This window comes from Xanthomonas sp. AM6 (assembly GCF_025665335.1).
In the GTDB taxonomy this organism is placed as follows: domain Bacteria; phylum Pseudomonadota; class Gammaproteobacteria; order Xanthomonadales; family Xanthomonadaceae; genus Xanthomonas_A.
The window spans coordinates 4,553,740-4,569,392 of sequence record NZ_CP106869.1 but is presented as its reverse complement, the minus strand read 5'-3'; the positions used below and the strand labels follow the sequence as shown (position 1 = coordinate 4,569,392).

The 15,653-nt window shown below is 70.9% G+C and carries 14 protein-coding genes; 8 read left to right on the top strand and 6 right to left on the bottom strand.

The features are described 5' to 3' along the window. Positions 1-1,041: 1,041 nt before the first annotated feature. Positions 1,042-2,286, bottom strand: a complete 1,245-nt coding sequence (locus tag OCJ37_RS19575; RefSeq protein WP_263111350.1) for an efflux RND transporter periplasmic adaptor subunit — start codon at positions 2,284-2,286, stop codon at positions 1,042-1,044. A gap of 250 nt (positions 2,287-2,536) precedes the next feature. On the opposite strand from OCJ37_RS19575, the gene OCJ37_RS19570 reads away from it, so the two are divergent. The 4 genes from OCJ37_RS19570 (at position 2,537) to OCJ37_RS19555 (ending at position 6,238) form a co-directional block, all read left to right on the top strand. Further along, complete coding sequence (locus OCJ37_RS19570) at positions 2,537-3,439, top strand: ABC transporter ATP-binding protein (RefSeq protein ID WP_263111349.1); 903 nt, start codon at positions 2,537-2,539, stop codon at positions 3,437-3,439. Further along, a complete protein-coding gene (locus tag OCJ37_RS19565) occupies positions 3,436-4,263 on the top strand; it encodes an ABC transporter permease (RefSeq protein ID WP_263111348.1) in 828 nt (275 codons plus the stop codon). The genes OCJ37_RS19570 and OCJ37_RS19565 overlap by 4 nt, the downstream gene beginning before the upstream one ends. A gap of 133 nt (positions 4,264-4,396) precedes the next feature. Further along, complete coding sequence (locus OCJ37_RS19560; RefSeq protein ID WP_263111347.1) at positions 4,397-5,596, top strand: sensor histidine kinase; 1,200 nt, start codon at positions 4,397-4,399, stop codon at positions 5,594-5,596. Between the two features lie 39 nt (positions 5,597-5,635). Then, on the top strand, positions 5,636-6,238 hold the full coding sequence (locus OCJ37_RS19555; protein ID WP_263111346.1) for a response regulator transcription factor: 603 nt from the start codon (positions 5,636-5,638) through the stop codon (positions 6,236-6,238). A gap of 94 nt (positions 6,239-6,332) precedes the next feature. Here the strand turns inward: OCJ37_RS19555 and fhuE are convergent, their stop codons facing one another. Further along, positions 6,333-8,483, bottom strand: a complete 2,151-nt coding sequence (fhuE, locus tag OCJ37_RS19550; protein ID WP_263111345.1) for a ferric-rhodotorulic acid/ferric-coprogen receptor FhuE — start codon at positions 8,481-8,483, stop codon at positions 6,333-6,335. Between fhuE and OCJ37_RS19545 the strand changes: the two genes are divergently transcribed. Further along, positions 8,431-8,715, top strand: a complete 285-nt coding sequence (locus OCJ37_RS19545) for a hypothetical protein (RefSeq protein ID WP_263113767.1) — start codon at positions 8,431-8,433, stop codon at positions 8,713-8,715. The two genes, fhuE and OCJ37_RS19545, sit on opposite strands and share 53 nt — an antisense overlap. Here the strand turns inward: OCJ37_RS19545 and OCJ37_RS19540 are convergent. Continuing rightward, positions 8,702-9,118, bottom strand: coding sequence for a hypothetical protein (locus tag OCJ37_RS19540; protein ID WP_263111344.1), 417 nt, complete (start codon positions 9,116-9,118; stop codon positions 8,702-8,704). The two genes, OCJ37_RS19545 and OCJ37_RS19540, sit on opposite strands and share 14 nt — an antisense overlap. Before the next feature lie 191 nt (positions 9,119-9,309). Here OCJ37_RS19540 and OCJ37_RS19535 point away from each other — a divergent pair, with 191 nt between their 5' ends. Continuing rightward, positions 9,310-10,110: a ThuA domain-containing protein gene (locus OCJ37_RS19535; protein WP_263113741.1), complete on the top strand. Its 801-nt coding sequence runs from the start codon at positions 9,310-9,312 to the stop codon at positions 10,108-10,110. A gap of 368 nt (positions 10,111-10,478) precedes the next feature. On the opposite strand, the gene OCJ37_RS19530 is transcribed toward OCJ37_RS19535, so the two are convergent. Both OCJ37_RS19530 and OCJ37_RS19525 read right to left on the bottom strand, forming a co-directional pair. Continuing rightward, on the bottom strand, positions 10,479-11,066 hold the full coding sequence (locus OCJ37_RS19530) for a cytochrome b (RefSeq protein WP_263111343.1): 588 nt from the start codon (positions 11,064-11,066) through the stop codon (positions 10,479-10,481). Beyond that, complete coding sequence (locus tag OCJ37_RS19525) at positions 11,063-12,166, bottom strand: catalase family peroxidase (RefSeq protein ID WP_263111342.1); 1,104 nt, start codon at positions 12,164-12,166, stop codon at positions 11,063-11,065. Before OCJ37_RS19525 ends, OCJ37_RS19530 begins: the two co-directional genes overlap by 4 nt. A gap of 253 nt (positions 12,167-12,419) precedes the next feature. Here OCJ37_RS19525 and OCJ37_RS19520 point away from each other — a divergent pair, with 253 nt between their 5' ends. Then, the gene (locus tag OCJ37_RS19520; RefSeq protein WP_263111341.1) at positions 12,420-12,935 is read left to right on the top strand and encodes an RNA polymerase sigma factor; all 516 of its coding nucleotides are present in this window, start codon (positions 12,420-12,422) and stop codon (positions 12,933-12,935) included. Continuing rightward, positions 12,932-13,678, top strand: a complete 747-nt coding sequence (locus OCJ37_RS19515; RefSeq protein ID WP_263111340.1) for an anti-sigma factor family protein — start codon at positions 12,932-12,934, stop codon at positions 13,676-13,678. The genes OCJ37_RS19520 and OCJ37_RS19515 overlap by 4 nt, the downstream gene beginning before the upstream one ends. A gap of 543 nt (positions 13,679-14,221) precedes the next feature. Here the strand turns inward: OCJ37_RS19515 and OCJ37_RS19510 are convergent. Then, positions 14,222-15,592, bottom strand: a complete 1,371-nt coding sequence (locus tag OCJ37_RS19510) for a leucyl aminopeptidase family protein (RefSeq protein WP_263111339.1) — start codon at positions 15,590-15,592, stop codon at positions 14,222-14,224. Positions 15,593-15,653 lie beyond the last annotated feature (61 nt).

Here is a 15,653-nt window from a genome sequence, read left to right as displayed (position 1 = left end):
CTAGCGGTTGCAGTGCAGTTGCTGTGCTGTTGCTTTGGTTTTGCTGTCGCTGTGTTGCCGTTGCTCTACCGGGTCCCTTACGTAGCGGCGAATAGGGCGGGAAAAACCCCGAAGGGGCGGCGCACATGGATGTGCGCCGTTCGCGGCAGGGGCAGGATGCCCCTTCCGCGAATCCCGTCCTATTCGCGGACCCGGAGCGCGAAGCGCGGAGGGCGCGAAGGCAGGGTGTGCTTTCTTTTGGTTACTTTTCTTTGCACAAGCAAAGAAAAGTAACTCGCCGTAGGCGAAAGCTTTGCTGTTGCTCTTGCGATGGCAGTGGGAAGAATCCTTGTAGGAGCGGCTTCAGCCGCGACCAGATCTGACAGGAAGAGCGTCGCGGCTGAAGCCGCTCCTACAAAGGCAAACGCTTGAAGCAAAAACCAAAGCAAAAGCTTCCGCCCTTGGCGGGTTACTTTTCTTTGCTCGCGCAAAGAAAAGTAACCAAAAGAAAGCGCGCCCTGCCTGCGCGCCCTCCGCGCTGCGCGCTCCGGGTCCGCGGATGCACCGGGGATTCGCGGAAGGGGCATCCTGCCCCTGCCGCGAACGGCGCACATCCATGTGCGCCGCCCTTCGGGTGTTTCCCCGGTCCATCCGCCGCTGCGGAAGGGAACCCGGTAAGTCAAAAGCCAAAGCAGAGCCAAAGCAGAGCCAGAGCAGAGCCAGAGCAGAGCCAGAGCGGAGCCAGAGCGGAGCGATAGCCAGAACTGAGAGCAAAAACCAGGGCAACAGCAGCAATCAGGGCAACAGCAATAGCCAGAGCAACAGCAAAAAACAAAAACTAGAGTGCCGTGATGGTTGGGGCGAGCGTGGAACTTGTTGCAGGTTGGATCGAGTACGAGCAGAAACGAATATTGCTAGGAAACGATGGTTGAAAAGGCATTCGCCACGGCAAGCACTGGACGAAGCCGGTGAACGCGATGCTGCCTATAGGGTGTGGTGAAGCCAACGTCGAGGTGCATGCAATGGTTCGCGCCAAGGCGCGGTACCTCACACGCGCCCGCGCTATTGTTCGGTTGCCTCCGCCATCTTCACCTTGACCCCGTCGCGTACCGTTTCCGGCGGATCCAGCACCACCGTATCGCCCGGCGCCAGGCCCGACAGCACCTGTCGGTCGTCGCCCAGCGCGATGCCCGTCTTCAGTGCGCGCCGCTCGACCGTGTTGTCCTCCTTCAAGGCGAACGCCACGTCCTGGCCGTCGCGCTTGACGATCGCCGCGCCCGGCACGCGCACGCCCTGCGGCTTGTCCTGCGCCTGCGCCTGCGGCGCCTCCAGGAAACTCACCCGCACGCCCATTTCCGGCACGATCCGCGGGTCCTTCTGCTTCAGCGCCACGCGCACCTTCACCGTGGCCTTGCCGCGGTCGGCCGAGGGGATGATCGCGATCACCTCGGCCGGGATCTTCCACTCCGGATAGGCGTTGAGCACGGCTTCCACCGGCATCCCCGGCTTGACCCGGCCGATGAAGGCCTCGCCCACTTCCACCTCGATCTCCAGCGATTCCATGTCCACGATGGTGCCGATGCCGGTGCGGGTGAAGCCGCCGCCGGCCGACAGCGGCGAGACGATCTCGCCCGGCTGCGCCGCCTTGGCGGTGACCACGCCGGCGAACGGCGCGCGCACGATGGTGTTGTCCACGTTGAGGTCGGAGATCGACAGCTGGTTGCCGGCCACCACCACGTTGCGCTGCGCGCTCTGCAGCTGGGCGCGTAGGGCGTCGCGCTGCGACAGCGCCTGCTCGTACTGCGAGCGCGACACCAGCTGCTGCGTGGACAGGGTCTGCAGCCGCTGCGCGTCGGCCTCGGCCTGGCGCAGCTGCGCCTGCATGTTCGCCACCTGGCTGCGCGCCGCGTCCAGCTGCGAGGCCGACAGCTGCCGCTGCGCGCCGGCGTCGATCGGGTCCAGCGTGGCCATCACCTGGTTCTGCTCCACGCGCATGCCTTCCTCGATCAGCACCTCGCGCACCTTGCCGGTGATCTTCGCCGACACCGTGGCCATGCGCCGCGCCACCACGTAGCCGCTGGCGTCCAGCACCGAGGCGCTGCTGCTGCCGGCGGCGATCGCCACCACCGGCGCGGTGGTCACTTCGATGGCCTTGCCGCGGCCGAACAGCAGCCAGCCGCCGACGCCGAGCGCGAGCAACAGCACCAGGATCACGGCGATCCACAGCCCGCGCCGCGACGGCGGCGCGCTCGGCGGGGCCTTGCGGTCGATACGGAGTTCTTTGAGCAGGTCGGCGGAGGTACTCATCTTGTCCCTGGACGAATCGGTAGGCGCAGTGTGGCGCGGCGGGGCATGCGTTTCCCAGTTGCCGGAAGTCACTTTCTGCGTTGCACTGCGGCATGCGGCGGCGCCATCCCCATGGCGTGGAGCGCAGCATGCGGCAATCGCGCGGCCATCGCCAGTGACAGCTGTCACCCGCGGCGGCTGACGGGCCGCACTGGGAGGCGCCGCGGGCACGGCGCAGCATGGCCACTCCCGCCACCACCGGTCCACGCCGATGCACGCTCCCGACATTCCCCCGCTGGCGCAACTGCGCGGCGTGCACAAGCGCTACGGCGCGGCGGTCGCGCTGGACGGCGTGGACCTGCAACTGCGGCGCGGCCAGTTGCTGGCGTTGCTCGGCGCCAACGGCGCGGGCAAGAGCACCGCGGTCGCGCTCATGCTCGGGCTGCAGGTGGCCGATGCCGGCAGCGTGTCCCTGTGCGGCCAGGACCCGCGTGCGCTCGGCGCGCGGCGCCAGGCCGGGGTGATGCTGCAGTCCGCCGGTCTGCCGGACGCCCTGCGCGTCGGCGAATTGCTGGCGCAGGCGCGCGGCTACTACCGGCGCCCGCGCAGCGTCGCCGATTGCGTGGCGCTGGCCGGGCTGGACGGCCTGTTGCCGCGCCGCTACGGCAGCCTGTCCGGCGGCCAGCAGTGGCGCGTGCAGTTCGCGCTGGCGATCTGCGGCCGGCCGCAGGTGCTGTTCCTGGACGAGCCCAGCACCGGCCTGGACATCGAGGCGCGGCAGGGCCTGTGGCGGGCCATCCAAGAACTGGTCGCGGACGGCTGCGCGGTGCTGCTGACCACGCACTACCTGGAAGAGGCCGAAGCGCTGGCCGACCAGGTCGCGGTGCTGCAGCGTGGCACGCTGATCGCCGAAGGCAGTGTGGAACAGCTGCGCGCGCGCTTCGAGCAACGCACCATCCGCTGCCGCAGCGCGCTGGCCGCGACGCAGGTGGCGGACTGGCCGCAGGTGCGCCGCGCGGAAGGCCGCGACGGCGTGCTCGAGATCGTCGCCGAACCGGCCGAGCCGGTGGTGGCGCGACTGCTCGCCGCCGATCCGGGGCTGGACGAACTGGAAGTGAAGCGCGCCGGCCTCGCCGAGGCGTTCCTCGCCATTACCCGTGCGGAGGCCGCATGAACGCTCCCGATCCACGCCGCATCGCGCCCGTCGCCGCGCCAGCGCATGGCGCCGCCGCGCGGCCGTACGACGCGTCTGCGTTGCCGCTGCGCGAGTACGCCGCATTGCTGTTGCGCGAGATCCGCTACGAGTTGCTGCGCTGGCTGCGTACGCCGTCGTTCGCGTTGCCGACCCTGCTGTTCCCGCCGATGTTCTATCTGCTGTTCGGCGTGGTGCTCAACCGCGGCAATCCCGCCGCCGCGGTGTACCTGATGGCCAGCTACGGCGTGTTCGGGGTGATGGCGCCGGCGCTGTTCGGCTTCGGCGTGGGCCTGGCGCTGGACCGCGAGCGCGGCCTGCTGACCCTCAAGCGCGCGATGCCGGTGCCGCCGGGGGCGATGCTGCTGGCGCGCACGGTGCTGGCGATGCTATTCGCGCTGGCGATCGGCGTGCTGCTGCAACTGCTCGGCAGCGCGCTCGGCGGCGTCAGGTTGGCGCTGCCGCAGCGCGCCTTGCTGCTGCTGGTCGATGTGCTGGGCACGCTGCCGTTCTGCGCGATCGGCCTGTACATCGGCGCGCGCGTCGGCGGCAGCGGCGCGCCGGCGCTGGTCAATCTGGTCTACCTGCCGATGGCGTTCCTGTCCGGCCTGTGGATTCCGCTGCAACTGCTGCCGTCGCTGCTGACCACGCTGGCGCCGCTGTGGCCGTCGTATCACCTGGGCCAGTTGGCGCTGCGGGTGGTGGGCCAGGATGGCGGCGGCAGCAGCGCCGGCCATGTCGCCGCGCTGCTGGCGGTGACCGTGGCGTTCTACGCGCTGGCGCATCGGCGCCTGCGCCAAGGCTGATGGCCGGCCTGCGCCACGGTGGCCCGGCCGGGCGGGGACGCGCCGCCCGCGCCCGGCCGCCCGCGCCGCCGCGCGGCCTCCCTGCGCACTCGCTATGCTACGCACCGCGGCCGCGCCGCCCCTGGAGCCTGCCGTGATCGCCTTGCTGCACGCCTCGTCCGAATCGCTGATCGCCCGCCGCCTGGGCTGGAATACCGCCCGGCCCGGCGCGCACTGGTTCGTGTGGCTGTCGTTGATCTGGTCGATCTGGCTGTTCGTCACCCCGCTGTACGAGCCGCACTACTTCACCCGCTGGTTCTGGCCGACCATGGCCAGCTATGCCGTATTCCTGGCGCTGTACTACTGCGCCTACTACCGCCACCGCCGCTACCTGCGCTGGTGCGTGGCCGGCATGGCCGCGCTGGCCTTCGCGTTGCTGCCGTACAACCCCGGCGCGCAGTGCTACATCATCTTCGCCTGCGCGTTCCTGCCGTTCTGTTTCACCGCGTCGCGGGCGCTGCTGGCGATGCTGTTGTTGCTGGCGCTGTTCGCGGCGGCCTGGTGGTCGCGCGGCTGGTCGCCCCTGTACATGGCCAGCGCGGTACTGGTGGGATTGGCGACGGGCTTGATGAACATCAGCTTCGAGCGCCGCATGCGCGCCGACGCGCAGCTGCGCCTGAGCCACGAGGAAGTGCGGCGGCTGGCCGCGGTCGCCGAACGCGAGCGCATCGGCCGCGACCTGCACGACCTGCTCGGCCACACCCTGTCGCTGGTGGCGCTGAAGTCGGACCTGGCCGCGCGCCTGCTGGCGCGCGACCCGGACGCGGCGCGGCAGGAGATGGAGGACGTCGGCCAAGTCGCGCGCGAGGCGCTGGGCCAGGTGCGGCGCGCGGTCAGCGGCATCCGCGCCGCGCAGCTGGCGGCGGAGATGGCCTCGGCCAAACTGCTGCTGGAATCGTCCGGGGTGACCTTCCGCTACCAGGTCGATGCGCTGCCGCAGTGCGCGCAGCTGGAGACCGTGTTCGCCATGGTGCTGCGCGAGGCCGCCACCAATATCCAGCGCCATGCCGGCGCCGGCAATGCGCAGCTGCGGCTGTGGTGCGAGCACGGCCAGGCCTGGCTGGAGATCCGCGACGATGGCCGCGGCAGCGCGATGCAGCCGGGCACCGGCCTGGCCAGCATGCGCGAACGGCTGGAAGCGGTGGGCGGTTCGTTGCGGATCGATTCCGAACGCGGCCAGGGCACCCGCCTGCTGGCGGCGGCGCCATTGCCGCGCACGCCGCAGCCTGCGCCGGCGCCCCTTGCGGAGACCGCGCCGGAGCCGCGCGGCTACCAGGATTCCGCGCTGCGCTGAGCGCCGCCCTACAATGCGTCCACAAGGACCGGGGGAGCCGTGATTCGACTAGTGCTGGCGGAAGATCAGGCGATGGTGCGCGGCGCGCTGGGCGCGCTGCTGGGCCTGGAAGCGGACATCGCCGTGGTCGCCAGCGCCGCCGACGGCGAGGCCGCGTGGCGCGCGCTGCAGGCGCATACGCCGGACCTGCTGGTCACCGACATCGAGATGCCCGGCCTCGGCGGCCTGGAACTGGCGCAGCGGATCCAGCGCCAGCAGCTGCCGATCCGTGTGGTCATCGTCACCACCTTCGCCCGGCCCGGCTTCCTGCGCCGCGCGCTGGACGCCGGCGTGGGCGGCTATCTGTTGAAGGACGCGCCGCCCGAGCGCCTGGTCGATGCGATCCGCCAGGTGCATCGCGGCGGCCGCGCGATCGATCCGGAACTGGCGCTGGAGGCCTGGTCCGAGGCCGACCCGCTCAACGACCGCGAGCGCCAGGTGCTGCGCCTGGCCGGCGAGGGCGCCTCGGCCGGCGACATCGCCGCCCGGCTCGGGCTGTCGCACGGCACCGTGCGCAACTACCTGTCCGAGGCGATCGGCAAGCTCGGCGTCGGCAACCGCATCGAGGCGGCGCGGCTGGCGCGGCAGAAGGGCTGGCTGTAGCGCCGCCACAGACGCGAATGCCGGTGGCAGGCCACCGGCATTCGGGTTGGATCCAGGCCCGCCCGCTGCATGGCAACGGGCGGGCAACGGCCGATCAGAACGACCAGGTGAAGCTCAGCGAGCCGCTGCGCGGTTCGCCCCAGGCGCCGTAGCCGTAGATCTGCGCGTAGTACTTCTTGTCCAGCAGGTTGTTGAGGTTGGCCTGCACCGTGAACTCCTCCGACAACCGGTAGCGCGCGAACGCGCTGACCAGCGCATAGGCGTCCTGCTCGAAGCGGCCGTACACCGCATCGACGTAGTAGATGCGGTTCTGCCAGTTGACGCCGCCGCCGAAGGTCAGCTCGGTGAGGCTGCGCGGGGTGTAGCTGGTGTAGAGCTTGAGCGTGGTCTGCGGCAGCTGCGAATTGATGTCCGCGCCGCCGGCGTCCTTGGCGACGTAGCGCGCCGCGCCGAAGGTGCCGTTCCAGCCCGGGGCCAGTTCGCCGTTCACTTCGAACTCGAAGCCGCGGCTGACCGTGCCCTGCGCGGCGACGTACGCCGTCTCGGTGGTGCCCTGCACGAACTCGGTGGTCGCCTGGGCCACGTTGTCCTGCTCGATGCGGAACACCGACAGCGAAGCGTTGAGCCGGTCGTCGAACCAGGCGGCCTTGACCCCGGCCTCATAGCTCTTGCCGATCACCGGATCCAGGTAGGCGCCACCGCGGGTGCGCGCGGTCTGCGGTTGGAAGATGTCGGTGTAGCTGGCGTAGGCCGACCACACCTCGTCGATCGTGTAGACCAGGCCGGCATACGGCGTGGTTTCCTTCTGCCGGCTGCTGTAGGGCACGCCGCTCTCGGCGCCGTCCACCTTCCAGTCGGTGTAGCGCGCGCCGACGATCAGCTTCAGCGGGTCGGCCAGCGAAAGGCGCGCCGCCGCGTAGCCGGCCTTCTGGGTGACGGTGCCGCGGCTGAATTCGGCCAGCGCCGCCCAGGTCGGCTCCGGGTAGTTGCCGGTCCAGCCGAGGTAGCTGTCCATCGGCCCGGGGAAATCGAACGCGCCGTTGTTGGCGTAGCGGCGGCGGTTGTAGCTGACCCCGGCCATCAGCTCGTGCTCGCGCCCGAACAGCTGGAACGGGCCTTCGGCATAGCCGTCCAGGCCATCGACCTTGCGCTCGGTGATGTAGTAGCCCGAGTACGGCACCACGCCGGCGCCGGTGGCCCGGTCGAAGCCGTAGATCGTGTAATAGGGGTAGAACAGCTTGTCGGTGACGTTGGTCTGGTCGTGGGTGGCGTTGGCCTTGATCTTCCAGCCGCTGGCGAAATCGTGCTGCACCGTGGCGAAGGCGCGCTTGGTGGTGGTGTCCCAGAACGTCCAGTCCGCGGCCGGGTTGAACGAACGCGAATAGGCGGTGCGGCTGCCGTCGGAATACCACAGCGGGAAGCCGCCCCAGGTGACGTCGTCGGACTGCTTCTTCTGGTAGTCGTAGCCCACGCTCAGCTGCGTGTCCGGGGTCAGGTCGGCATCGATCACCGCATAGCCCAGGGCCTTGGTCTGGCTGTAGCGGTCCACGTACGAGTCGGTGTCCAGGTAGCTGCCGATCACCCGCGCGCGCACGCTGCCGCTGGCGTTGAGCGGGGTGGTGACGTCCACCGTGGAGCGCGTGCGGCCCCAGCTGCCGGCGGTGACCTGCACGCTGCCGGTCAGCTCGGCGCTGTCGGCATGCTTGCGGATCAGGTTGACCGAGGCCGACGGGTTGCCCGCGCCGGTCATCAGGCCGGTGGCGCCGCGCACCACTTCCACGCGGTCGTACAGCGCCAGGTCCAGCGCCGAATCGCCGTAGCTCCAGTTCTGCACCATCGTGGTCGGGATGCCGTCGAACTGGTAGTTGTCGATGTAGAAGCCGCGCGCGTAGAACTCGAAGCGCTCGCTGTCGGAACGGGTGTTGGACACGCCGGTGGTGTTCTCCAGCACGTCGATGATGTCGTCCAGGTTCTGATCCTCGATGCGCTGGTGGCTGATGATGCTCACCGACTGCGGGATCTCGCGCGGCGCCAGTTCGAAGCGGGTGCCGGCGGTGGTCTTGCGCACGCTGTAGCCTTCGGCGCGCTCGCCCTTGACGCTGACCTTGTCCAGGGTGGTGACGTCGCTGTCGGCGGCGCTGTCGGCAGCCGGTTCGGCAGCGAAGGCCGGCAGGGTGGCGATGAGGCAGGCCATGGCCAATGCCGAGCGGCGCGGGAAGGGGCGGGGAGGGAGGAAACGGTTCATTGCAGGACTCCAGGGCAAGCAGGCATGGCCATCGACGGCGCTGCATGCAGCGCCGGAAGGACGGTCGGGTTGTGGAGCTGGCTTGGAGCGGGACGACCACCGGGTGCAGGCAAGCCTGCTGCCGGGGCGTCGCACCTGGCTGGCGCTGTCGACGCAGCCGGCTGCCCCGGAAGGCGGCCGGCGAATGACGGATTTCTCGGAAACGGGCTTCGTGGCCGTTAAATCAGGGTGAAGCCCACGGCGGCAAGTGTAACGGCGTCGGCGCGGCAAGGCCATGTCGGGCGCTGCCACATGGCGCTTGGCGCAGCCATTCGCGGCGCCGCACCGTGGCCGGGCAGGGCGACTCTCAGGCAGCCAGGCACGAGGCGCTGGCCGCGCGCGTGCCCGGCGAGGAGGCCCGCCATGACTGGGGTGGTCATCGCCAACGCCGACCCGACGCCGATGAGAACGCGCAGGTCCAGCAGTTGGCCGAAGCCGCGGCCGGCGACTTCAGCGCCCGCGGCGATGGCCAGGCAGTTCCCGTACGGCGTCCGCGCGATGGTGCAGCCCTCGATGCGATGGCGCGCGGCCTGGCGGCCGCTCCGGCGAATCGGCAGCGTGGGCTTCCACGAGAATGGCCAGTGCAGAGGCCGCATCGCCCTTGCCGTGCGATGGCGCGGCGCTTGAACGCGCGCCTGCCGGCCCGCGTCGCAACCGCCGTTGCCGACGCCCGTCCGGTATGCCGGTTCGGCACGTGCCTATGAAATTGTGCGTGGCCGCGCGGCGCCGCGGTCGCCAGTGGCTATGCTCGCCTGCATCGGTCGACGGGGAGTGCGGGATGAAGTGGATGCGTGCGCTGTGCCTGGGCTGGTCGCTGCTGGTGGCGTGGGCGTTGCCGGCCGGTGCCGCGTTCGCGGCCGACGGCCAGTTCAAGGTGCTGGTCGCGGCGATCCCCAACAAGTACCACCACGACTACATCCCGGTGGCCAAGCCGCGGTTCGAGGCGATGGCGCGGCAGCACTATTTCGAGCTGGTGTGGGCGTGGAACGCCGAGGCGTTCGACGGCGACCTGTCGCAGTACGCGGCGATCGTGCTGCTCAACACGCCGGCCACCGACCTCAACCCGGCGCAGCGCGCCAATTTCCAGAAGTACGTGCGTGCCGGCGGCGGCGTGGTCGCGGTGCACAAGGCGTTCGCGATCGCGCGCGGGCAGTGGGACTGGTACGACCGCCTGATCGGCCGCTCGTTCCGCACCCATCCCTACCTGCAGACCGCGATGGTCGACGTGGTCGACCACAACTTCCCCGCCACCGCCGGCCTGCCGCAGCGCTGGATGTGGTCGGACGAGTGGTACGAATACGACCCGCCGTACAGCGACGACCTGGTCACGCTGATGACGGTGGACGAAACCAGCTACGACCCGACGCTGATCTGGCCCGGCCAGGTCGCCAAGGGCATGGGCAAGCAGCACCCGGTGGCCTGGTACCACCATTTCGAAGGCGCGCGCGTGTTCGCCACCGCGCTCGGCCACCAGGCCGAGGCCTACAACGACCCGCGCTACCTGGAACACCTGTACGGCGGCATCTACTGGGCCGCCACCGGCCACGGCATCGCCGGCGATGCGAAAGCAACGCCACGTCCGCGCTGAGCCGCTCCTTTACGCCACGCTCGCCCGCACGCCGCCTGCCTTCGTAGGAGCGGCTTCAGCCGCGACGAACGGAGCCGGACACTTGGCCGGTGATGGGAATCTGCCGAGCCTGCAGCTCTCCCATGGATGCCCGGCCAATACACCGTACGCCTCTTGTGTAGGAGCGGCTTCAGCCGCGACAGGAACCCAACCTTCTGCAGGCATCTGTCGGGGCGGAAGCCCCTCCTACGAAAGCACCGGGCCAGCACGCCGCCGCTTTTCTTGTAGGAGCGACTTCAGTCGCGACAGGCATTACCGATAACCCCCATCGCGACCGACAGCCCACCAAAGCGGCTCGCAAGCGCCCCAGACGAAGAAGAACAGAGCGGCTAAGCCTCCTCCCGCCGCGGCGCCTGCTCGACCACCATCACCGGCGCCCCGCCACCCCGCGCCATGCTCGAAAACACCCCGTCGCGCCGCACCCAGGCATGGAACAGCGCCGCGCACAGATGCCCCAGCACCGTGGCGAACAGCAGGTACGCCAGCCAGCCATGCGCGCTGCGCAGCCACGCGTACAGTGCCGGATCGTGCGGCGCGATCGGCGGCAGCTGCATGCCCGGCCACAGCACGATCGGATAGCCGCCGGCCGACAGCAGCGACCAGCCGAGCAGCGGCATCGCCAGCATCAGCGCGTACAGCAACCAGTGCGAGGCGTGCGCCGCCACCTTCTGCCAGGCCGGCAGGTCCGCCGGCAGCGGCGGCGGCCGGTGGCGCAGGCGGTTGCCCAGGCGCACGATCGCCAGCAGCAAGATCGCGATGCCCAGCGGACGGTGGAGGTCGAGCAGCCACGGCCGCTGCGACACCGAGGCGACCATGCCCACGCCGACGAACAGCATGGTCAGGATCATCGCCGCCATCAGCCAGTGCAGCACGCGCGCGGTGGCGTTGAAGTGGCCGGTCCGGTTCGCGCGGCTCATCGCGCACCTCCCTGCGCCTGGCCGGTGGCCTCGGGCGCCTGGCCGCGGCCGATCTCGCGCTCGCGGCGGTTGAACGAATGCGAATACACCGCCGAGCGCGCGGCCAGGATCGGATCGTCGGAGCCGGCGATGCCGCGCGGCAGGATCAGCGGATCGTAGTTGAGGTCGCGGCACGGGCCAGTGGCCTGCGGCTCGGCGTGATCGAGCACCAGGGTGCCGGCGACCACCTGCCGCCGGTCCTGCGGCCAGGGTTGCGACGGATCGTTCACCGGGTCCCCGGGCGCGGCGACGGTCAGCACCAGGTCCCAGCGCAGCGGACCGCGGGCCAGCCGCGCCTGCAGGTCCTCGCCGAGGAAATCGGCGTCGGCCTGCGCACGCTGCGCCGCGGACAATTCCTTGAACGCGGTCTGCGGCCGCATCGACCAGCGCACGAAATGGCTGCTGCCATCGGCGGCGGTGAAGCGGAACGCGTTGACCCCGTTGTACTGGGTGTTGGCCCAGCTGTCCGACCACGGCGCGGTCTTGGCCCACTGCTGGAATTTCTTGGCTTCCGGATAGCGCTGCAGGAACGCGGCCATCTTCGCCGGGTCCGGCTTGCCGGTGGCCGGGTCCGGCTGCGCGGCCAGGGTCTGCGCCATGAAGCCTTCCGGCGTGGCCACCACGAAGAACGGGAAACTGTTCATCGCCGTGCGCCACTGCTGGCCGTCGTCGCTGCGCAGCAGCAGCGCCATGCTGCGCACCCGCGCGCTGGCGTCGGCGCCGTGCGGGTCGCCGCCGCCGATCGACATCCGTCCCAGCACCGGCACCGAGGCCTGGGCGAACACCCGCGCCGAGGACAGCGCGCTGGCCTGGCCGTTGCCTTCGAAATGCCCGCTCACGCACATGCCCTTGCTGTGCGCGCGGCGGAAGCCCGGATGCGGCGGACCGCCGGCCTCGATGGCGTCGGTCATGCGCTGCGCGGTCAAGCGCTGCGGCCCGCCCAGCCAGCCGGCGCTCCAGGCGAAGGCGGCGGCGAGCGCGGCGGCGATCGCGGCGATGGCCGCCAGCGGCAGCCAGGGCCGGGCGCGTGGCGGCGGCAAAGTGGGATCGGGATGGGACATGGGGGAACTCCTGTGGCGGCGGCGATCGGCAGTGAGACGTGCGGCGCCGCGTTCTATTCCCGGCGCCGGTGTTTTTTGTGCGTTGCCTGTGGGAACGCGCCGTCGCCGGCAGCGTGTCCGGCCGGCGCGCACGTGGTGCGATCGCGCCGACCGGCCGATCCCGACAATCGGCTAACCCGCCCCCGGGAATAATCCGCCTCGCCGTGCGTCCTACCCGTGACCGCCCTCCCGACCCTGCCGCGCGAACCCAGCCATGCATGACCTCGACGACGACTCCCTGCGTGCGCTGATGCCGCGGCTGCGGCGTTTCGCCCAATCGCTGAGCGGCGATGCGGCCAGCGCCGACGACCTGGTGCAGGCGGCGCTGGAGCGCGCGTTGCGGCGCTGGTCCACCCGCCGCGACGCCGATGCGCTGCAGCCGTGGCTGTTCGCGATCGTGTACCGGCAGTTCGTCGATACGCGCCGGCGGGCGCAGCGCTGGCAGCGCGTGCTGGCGCTGTTCGCGCCGCAGCAGCCGACCCAGGCGCCGTCGGCCGAACAGGTGCACGACGGCCGCGCGATGCTGGCCGCCTTCGCGCAGCTGCCGGCCGAACAGCGCGCCTTGCTGTTGCTGGTCAGCGTCGAGGGATTCAGCTACCGCGACGCCGCCGCCGCGCTGGGCCTGCCGATCGGCACGGTGATGTCGCGGCTGTCGCGCGCCCGCGAGAAACTGCGCCAGATCGGCGAAGGCCGCAGCGGCGCCGGCCCTGTCTTGCGAGTGCTCAAATGACCGACCTGCGCCCCGACGACGAAACCCTGCACGCCTATGTCGATGGCCGCCTGGACCCCGCGCGCCGCGCCCAGGTCGCCGCCTGGCTGCAGGCCCATCCCGCGCAGGCCGCGCGCGTGGCCGGCTGGAAGCAGGACGCCGACGCGCTGCGCGCGGCCTGGGCCGGCGCCGAAGCGATGCCGGCCAATCCCGCCCTGAGCGCCTCGGCCCTGCGCCGCCGCGTGCGCCAGCGCCGCCGCACGCTGTCGGCGATGGCCGCCAGTTGCGTGCTGACGCTGGGCCTGGGGATCGGCCTGGGCTGGCAGCTGCGCGACAGCCGCCTGGGCGGCGAACGCCTGCCGATGGCCGACGCGGTGGCCGCCTACCGCCTGTTCGCCGACGGCGAGCAGCCGCTGGAATTCGACCCGGCGCGGCGGGTGGCCTTGCAGGGCTGGCTGCGCACCCATTTCGGCGACGCCGGCGCGGTGCCGGACCTGCAGGCGCAGGGCTTCGCGCTGCGCGGCGGGCGCCTGCTGTCCACGCCCGAGGGCGCGGCCGCGATGCTGGTCTACCAGGACGCCGCCGGCGCGCGCATCGGCCTGTACCTGCGCCCGGGCAGCGCCCGCCTGCGCGACGGCGAACGCCGCGACGGCCGCCTGCTGGCCCAGTACTGGTCCGAAGGCGGCACCGCCTTCGCCCTGGTCGGCCCGGCCACCCAGACCCGCATGCGCCAGATCGCCCCGCTGCTGCGCGGGGAAGGCTGAGCCAGCACGGCACACCTGCGCGTGGCGAATGCCTGCCGCGCAACGGCTCCCCGCAGGAGCGGCTTCAGCCGCGACGAACGAAGCGATGGAGCTGCGGCTCCCGTAGCGTGTCGGGACTGAAGTCCCTCCCACAGTGCACCCAGCGAGCAGGCCGCAGGCCCCTTGTGGGAGCGGCTTCAGCCGCGACGAGCGGAGCCGACCGCCACAGCTTCGGTCTTCGTGTGGCAGATGCATTAGAGCAGTCGGGACTGAAGTCCCTCCCACAGTGCACCCAGCAGGCAGACTGCAGGCTCCTTGTAGGAGCGGCTTCAGCCGCGACGAACGAAGCGATGGAGCTGCGGCACCCGTAGCGTCGGGACTGAAGTCCCTCCTACAGTGCACCCAGCGAGCAGGCTGCAGGCCCTCTGTAGGAGCGGCTTCAGCCGCGACGAGCAATACCGGGAACCACGGCGGTGTAGGTTGTCTGTCGCGGCTGAAGCCGCTCCTACAGGAAGGCGCCCGCAGCCACCTCGGCCACGCCTCCAACACGCCACCCACCAGGCCTCACCCCGCGTAACGCGCCTTCAGCATCGCGTACGCCGAGCGCAGCGCCAGCGCTTCGCCGCCGGCGGGGCGGCCGGGGCGGTCGCTGTCGTTCCAGGCGTACACGTCCAGGTGCGCCCAGGCCTGCCGTGCGGGCACGAAGCGTTCCAGGTACAGCGCCGCGGTCACCGCGCCGGCCATGCGCGAGCCGGCGTTGGCCAGGTCGGCGATCGAACTGGTCAGGTAGCGCAGGTACGGGCGCCACAGCGGCATGCGCCAGACCGGGTCGCGGCTGCGTTCGCCGGCGGCGATCCAGGCCTGCGCCAGCGTGTCGTCGTTGCAGAACAGCGCCGGCAGGTCCGGGCCCAGCGCGATGCGTGCCGCGCCGGTCAGCGTGGCGAAATCCAGGATCGCGTCCGGCGCCTGCTCGCTGGCGTAGGTCAGCGCGTCGCACAGCACCAGCCGGCCTTCGGCATCGGTATTGTCGATTTCCACGCTGATGCCCTGGCGGGTGGCGATCACGTCGCCGGGGCGGAACGCATCCGGGCCGACCGCGTTCTCCACCGCCGCGATCAGCACGGTCAGCCGCAGCGGCAGCCGCTGCGCCATCACCAGCCCGGCCAGCGCCAGCGCATGCGCCGCGCCGCCCATGTCCTTCTTCATGTGGCGCATGCCGTCGGCCGGCTTCAGGTCCAGGCCGCCGGTGTCGAAGCACACGCCCTTGCCGGCCAGCGCCACGTGCGGGTGCGCCGCGTCGCCCCAGCGCAGCACGATCAGCCGCGGCGCGCGGTGCGAGGCGCGGCCGACCGCGTGGATCGCCGGGAAGTTCTGCGCCAGCAGTTCCTCGCCGACGATGCTCTCGCACTGCGCGCCATGCGCCTGCGCAAGCTCGCGCGCGAGCGCTTCCAGCTGCTCCGGGCCCATGTCCTCGGCCGGCGTGTTGACCCAGTCGCGCACGCGCACGCAGGCCTCCAGCAGGTCGCGCACTTCCGCGCTGGGCGTGGCCAGCAGGCGTGCCGGCTGGCGCGTCGGCTGCTTGTAGCGGGCGTAACGGTAGCTGCCCAGGCCCCAGCCCAGCTGCAGCGCGGCCTGCTCTTCCTCGCTCAGGTCGCTGGCCAGCCGCCAGCTGCTGCCGGCCGGCAGCGCCAGCGGCGCGTGCGCGTAGGCGTAGGCATCGCCGCGGTCGCCGACGCCCAGCACCGCCGCGGCCACGCCGTCGGCGCCCGGCAGCAGCAGCGCCGTGCCGGGCGCGGCCACGAACTGCTGCGCGTCCAGCCACGCGACCCACGCCGGCGCCTGCGCGGCGCGCCATTCGGCCAGGCGTTCGCGGTCCAGCACATGCAGCGGCAGCGCGTGGGTGGAGGCGTCGGTGAAGCCGGAAGGCAGGGACATCAGCGGGTCCTTGTGGGTCGGGCGCGGCCGTCGGTGGGCGCGGTGGGGACGAAGAAGTGGT

Excerpts from the sequence above, each read along its gene's own strand:
- OCJ37_RS19575 (WP_263111350.1), bottom strand. The coding sequence starts at position 2,286 with ATGAGTACCTCCGCCGACCTGCTCAAAGAACTCCGTATCGACCGCAAG.
- OCJ37_RS19570 (WP_263111349.1), top strand. The coding sequence starts at position 2,537 with ATGCACGCTCCCGACATTCCCCCGCTGGCGCAACTGCGCGGCGTGCAC.
- OCJ37_RS19565 (WP_263111348.1), top strand. The coding sequence starts at position 3,436 with ATGAACGCTCCCGATCCACGCCGCATCGCGCCCGTCGCCGCGCCAGCG.
- OCJ37_RS19545 (WP_263113767.1), top strand. The coding sequence starts at position 8,431 with ATGGCCAATGCCGAGCGGCGCGGGAAGGGGCGGGGAGGGAGGAAACGG.
- fhuE (WP_263111345.1), bottom strand. The coding sequence starts at position 8,483 with ATGAACCGTTTCCTCCCTCCCCGCCCCTTCCCGCGCCGCTCGGCATTG.
- OCJ37_RS19540 (WP_263111344.1), bottom strand. The coding sequence starts at position 9,118 with ATGCGGCCTCTGCACTGGCCATTCTCGTGGAAGCCCACGCTGCCGATT.
- OCJ37_RS19535 (WP_263113741.1), top strand. The coding sequence starts at position 9,310 with ATGCGTGCGCTGTGCCTGGGCTGGTCGCTGCTGGTGGCGTGGGCGTTG.
- OCJ37_RS19530 (WP_263111343.1), bottom strand. The coding sequence starts at position 11,066 with ATGAGCCGCGCGAACCGGACCGGCCACTTCAACGCCACCGCGCGCGTG.
- OCJ37_RS19525 (WP_263111342.1), bottom strand. The coding sequence starts at position 12,166 with ATGTCCCATCCCGATCCCACTTTGCCGCCGCCACGCGCCCGGCCCTGG.
- OCJ37_RS19520 (WP_263111341.1), top strand. The coding sequence starts at position 12,420 with ATGCATGACCTCGACGACGACTCCCTGCGTGCGCTGATGCCGCGGCTG.
- OCJ37_RS19515 (WP_263111340.1), top strand. The coding sequence starts at position 12,932 with ATGACCGACCTGCGCCCCGACGACGAAACCCTGCACGCCTATGTCGAT.
- OCJ37_RS19510 (WP_263111339.1), bottom strand. The coding sequence starts at position 15,592 with ATGTCCCTGCCTTCCGGCTTCACCGACGCCTCCACCCACGCGCTGCCG.